Annotated in this window: 2 protein-coding genes and 1 pseudogene; 1 reads left to right on the top strand and 2 read right to left on the bottom strand. The window is 43.8% G+C overall.

Going from position 1 to position 4,370, the window contains the following annotated elements:
* Positions 1-128: 128 nt before the first annotated feature.
* The gene (gene mcrC / locus HMPREF3168_RS00445; RefSeq protein WP_070487934.1) at positions 129-1,196 is read right to left on the bottom strand and encodes a 5-methylcytosine-specific restriction endonuclease system specificity protein McrC; all 1,068 of its coding nucleotides are present in this window, start codon (positions 1,194-1,196) and stop codon (positions 129-131) included.
* Entirely contained in the window at positions 1,189-3,192 is a 2,004-nt protein-coding gene (locus HMPREF3168_RS00440; protein WP_070487933.1) for an AAA family ATPase, read from the bottom strand. Before HMPREF3168_RS00440 ends, mcrC begins: the two co-directional genes overlap by 8 nt.
* 197 nt (positions 3,193-3,389) lie before the next feature.
* Between HMPREF3168_RS00440 and HMPREF3168_RS10050 the strand changes: the two are divergent.
* A pseudogene (locus tag HMPREF3168_RS10050) lies at positions 3,390-4,341 on the top strand (IS66 family transposase); the annotation flags it as partial.
* Positions 4,342-4,370 lie beyond the last annotated feature (29 nt).

Raw genomic sequence — 4,370 nt, 5'->3', positions numbered from 1 at the left:
TAATCATCCAACACTAGGTTAGTATGTTTTTCTGTCCCCAGGCACTTTGCCAGTACCCAACACCTTGTCCGCTTCCGCACACATAAAAATCCCCGTACCTGCGATAGTGCAGATACGGGGATTTAGCTTTATCCCAATTCTGTAAAGTACTCTGTTACAATTTTGTCCAATTGCTCCTTGATAACTGGGAACTCCTGCCCCAAGTCCAGGGTCTTCACACTGATCCGGTTTCCGCTCATCTGATAGTCTTCATCTGGGACAATCTCCTCGTCAGTCCTAGCATACAAGAGCATCCCTGCCACCGTATCATCCCTTCGCATGGCCGCCAGATTCTTAACATAGGCAAAAATTTGATACAGGTTAGCTGAGTGTATCGTCTTCGTGTCAAAGTTGCTCTGTAAGCTATGGGCATAATACTTGGCATCGATCACCAATTTCCTACCACCATATGACAAGAGCACATCTGACTTCATCACCGGCAATAAATTCTTGTTGCCATCGTCCAGCTGCCAGGGAATCATCGCGGCCTTTGCGGTAAAGCCGCGATACTTTTGGCCGTACTCTTGCACGTAATACTCAAGAATGAACTTCTCGTACAGGTGCGACATCCGCTGATCATCAGCAAAGTCAGTCAACCGTATTATCCCTTGCTCTGTAGTCATGATTTTGCCCTCAGTCAGCAGCTCACATAACCCTAGTAGCAGCCGGTAACTCTGATTGTAGCGGTGAAAACGAAGCTTATGCCAGGGCACTTTAGACAAATCAACCATATCAATCTCACCAAAGAAGACCAACTCTTTCTTGAGCTGATCAAGGTATTTCTTGTCAGCCTTCTTTGACCTCGCCAGCTGTAAGGCAGTCGATTTTAGAATTTGATTGTATAAGTTATTGGCAGATAACTCATCAAAGTCACAGGCTACAAGTTTTCGGCAAGCCAGCTGATTGCGGACAGTTTCAACCAGGTCAATCTTGCCGCGGACGGTTGGCAAATTATCATGACAAGCCACATATTCACGGTACAGGCCCTGTTTAAGCTGCTTGCCGATCCCCTTAGCTAAGATTGCGGCAAACAGATTGTCCAGATTATCAAAACTTTCCTTGGCGATATTTTTATACTCTGTTTCATACAGGTTGCCAAAAGCATAGCTCAGCATATAGTAGACGTTCTTGATGAAGATGCTCTTGTCCTTAATCATTGAGAACCTCATGCAGTGCGCTTTCCCAATGCTCCAGCTTATCCTGGTCATCAAACCAGTATTCCCTCAGCATCGGCAAAATATCGTAATCAACAATCAGTCTTAGTTTATCAATCGTCCATTCCCCTTCCGGATTACTAAAATAGCTGTGACCCATGCAGAAACCTGGTCCAAGAGAAAGATCTCTGCTGATCTCATCGTTGAGTTCTTCAATTCGGTTGATCAATCTGTCAAAAGTAACATTCCCGGCAATTAGTTGTTGCTGCATAAAGCTAGTACTTTCAAAAGCTGGTTTCATATCAAAGAAACTGAATCTCCGCCGCAAGGCATAATCAATTATCGACAAGCTGCGGTCAGCAGTGTTCATCATGCCGATCAGATAAACATTGCTTGGAACGGCAAATGGTTCATCTGTGTAAGCTAAAGTTATCGGCTGATCTCGGTAATCCTTTTCGAGCAGCATGAGCAGCTCACCAAAAATCTTGCTTAAGTTGCCACGATTTATCTCATCAATGATGCAGAAAAACGGCTCATCTGGATGCTCAGCCGCTCGCTTGCAGAAGCGGTAAAAGCTGCCATAGCGAAGTTCAAAGCCCTGTTCAGTAGGCTTGTAGCCCATCATGAAGTCTTCGTAAGTGTAGCTTTGGTGGAACTGGATCAGCTCAATATTTTCGTCCTTTTTCTGCCCCATCATTGCATACGCCAGCCGCTTAGCCGCAAAAGTCTTGCCTACACCAGGTGCGCCTTGCAGAATTATGTTCTTCTTGTACTTTAACAGTGCTGATACGCGATCATAGTCTGCTTCTGGCATGTAAACCTCTGAGAGAAAATTCTCTTTAGTATATGCCACCGGATTATGCTCTCTTACCTTATCCATAATGAAGTTGAATTCGTCTTCAGTTACCTTGAATAGTGAGCCAGTTGGGCTGATGAAAACTTCTAAGTCTTTCAGTTCCGGGTATTGCCGCAGGTCTTTATAAGCTACTGGATGTTCAAATTCTTCGATTTTCTTGAAAAAGACCGCCTCACCATCACTAGCCCGGCTGATTTCCATCAAAGCTACAACATTCCGGCTAGGATATGATTCATAGCCAATAATCTTGTCACCAACCTTTGCATCCAAGAAATGCTGGAAGACCCGTCTTTTATGGCCGCTTTCACTATAAAGGGTATAATAGCGCTCCTCACCAACCTTTAAATCAGAAAGATTCCAAAAACTGGGATTAGCATTTAACCACCAGTACTGCTTCTGACCAATTGTAGGAGTCAAATTACGATTCTGGGTAAGATAATTGCAGATATCGGATGCTAGGACCAAAAGCTGAGAATCCTTTTCAGCAGACCATTGAAAATCATTTCCAAACTTATCGCACAGATAATACAGATAATTTGGCTCCTCTTCAGTATCCCATTCAAGATAGTACATGTACTCAGCAAGCAGTAGCTGATTGTCAGATAACCGCTCAATAATTTCTTGAGCCAGAACTAACCAATTTTGTAGATTCTTGACAGTAGCTTGTTGCTCAAATTCATAGTCTAACTTAAGCCAGCTAGCCAGTCTTTGACAGCCTCGCAAGTTAAATACACTGTATTTATCAGGTGAATTAAGGCAAAGCAACATACTGACCGTCTCTTCATCTAAAGCGTAGTCCCCATCTAGCAATTCATTGGCTTGCTGCTTAAAGTTTTTGATTCGAATTACGGTGTCTTGATTTTCATCAAACAGATCAACCATCATTGCATGGACTATTTTCGGAGATCTTTCAATAAGTTCTAGCAACGCGTCACTGTCAAACGTAAACGTATTGAGATTAAGAATGTTACCTAGATTCTGTACAACATCAGCAAACATGCTTTCAAAATCTCGGTCATCTAAGCTCCAATTATTCTGAAAGCATGCTATTGCTAACCACAAAGAATGATCACTATGAATTCTGTACTCAAAGTCTTTCTGGTACTCTTCCACTAAGTCGTCAAATCTGATCTTGTCCAACATTTCTAGTTTCCTCATCACATTTCTAACTGTACAAAACGTTCTATAGCTATTGTACTTCAGTGAAGGTAAGCACCCAATAGTGCGGCATATTAAAATCCCATCCTAGCAATGCTAAGATGGGATTAATCAGTTTATGAGACTTTACGTACAGTGGAGCTGATCAATGGTAAAGCTTGAGGAAGACAACGCCTCTCAAGATGACAAGGACTTGCCATCGCATTACCGAAACTATTACCTATAAGAGACGCAAGCAAGTCGGTAAAAAGCAAGACATCTTAGACTCTCTACCGGGCGAGGAGCTTCATCATCGTTTGGATAATCTTACCTGCCCAGACTGCCAGCACGAGCTGAAAGAGATCGGCAGCTTCTGTGCCAGAAAAAAGCTGCTCTACATTCCAGCCCAAGTTAAGAGAATCGATCACATCCAGCACTCTTACAAGTGCTAGCACTGCAGTGATAAAGCGCCAGCTGACAAGATTATCAAAGTACCTGTACCCAAGGCTCCGTTAACCAACAGTCTTGGCTCATCTTCTTTGATCTCAAATACTATCTATCAGAAGTACGTTCTCAAGGTTCCTGCCTACCGGCAAGAGAAAGACTTGTGGCATATGGGCCTTCCGCTTGATCACAAGACGGTCTCTAATTGGCACATCAAGGTCTGCGAGTACTACCTCTCCAGCCTTTACGAGCCCTTGAGAAAAGAACTGCTAAAGCAGGATGTAATTCACGCAGATGAGACGCCATATCGAGTCTTAGACAGTGAAAGAGCTAAAGACTACGTCTGGACCTTCTTGTCAGGCAAGCATGCCGAGAAGCCGATTGTCCTGTATCACCATGGATCACGAAAAGGCGCCGAAGCATGGGATTTCCTGGCAGGCTTCAGCGGATACCTTCATGTGATCAATATCCTGGCTATTTACGATTAAGCCAACAGGATGTGACTCTTGTAGGCTGTATGGCTCATGCAAGACGAAAATTCCATGGTTCCTTGCCTAAAGACAAGGCTATAGAGTCCGACGCGACTTCGGTGCTAATCAAGGGATCAACTACTGTAGTCAAATGTTTAGCCTGGAGCGCGCCTGGGAAGACCTTTCCACTGAAGAGAGATACGAAAACCGTCAGTCCGAATTAGAGCCTCTGCTAGAGAAGTGAAGTGCCCTACAATTGTTAGACATAGA

This window comes from Lactobacillus sp. HMSC08B12, from assembly GCF_001808415.1.
Classification (GTDB): domain Bacteria; phylum Bacillota; class Bacilli; order Lactobacillales; family Lactobacillaceae; genus Lactobacillus; species Lactobacillus delbrueckii.
The sequence above is the reverse complement of the archived record's forward strand: the minus strand, read 5'-3'. Positions and strand labels throughout refer to the sequence as shown.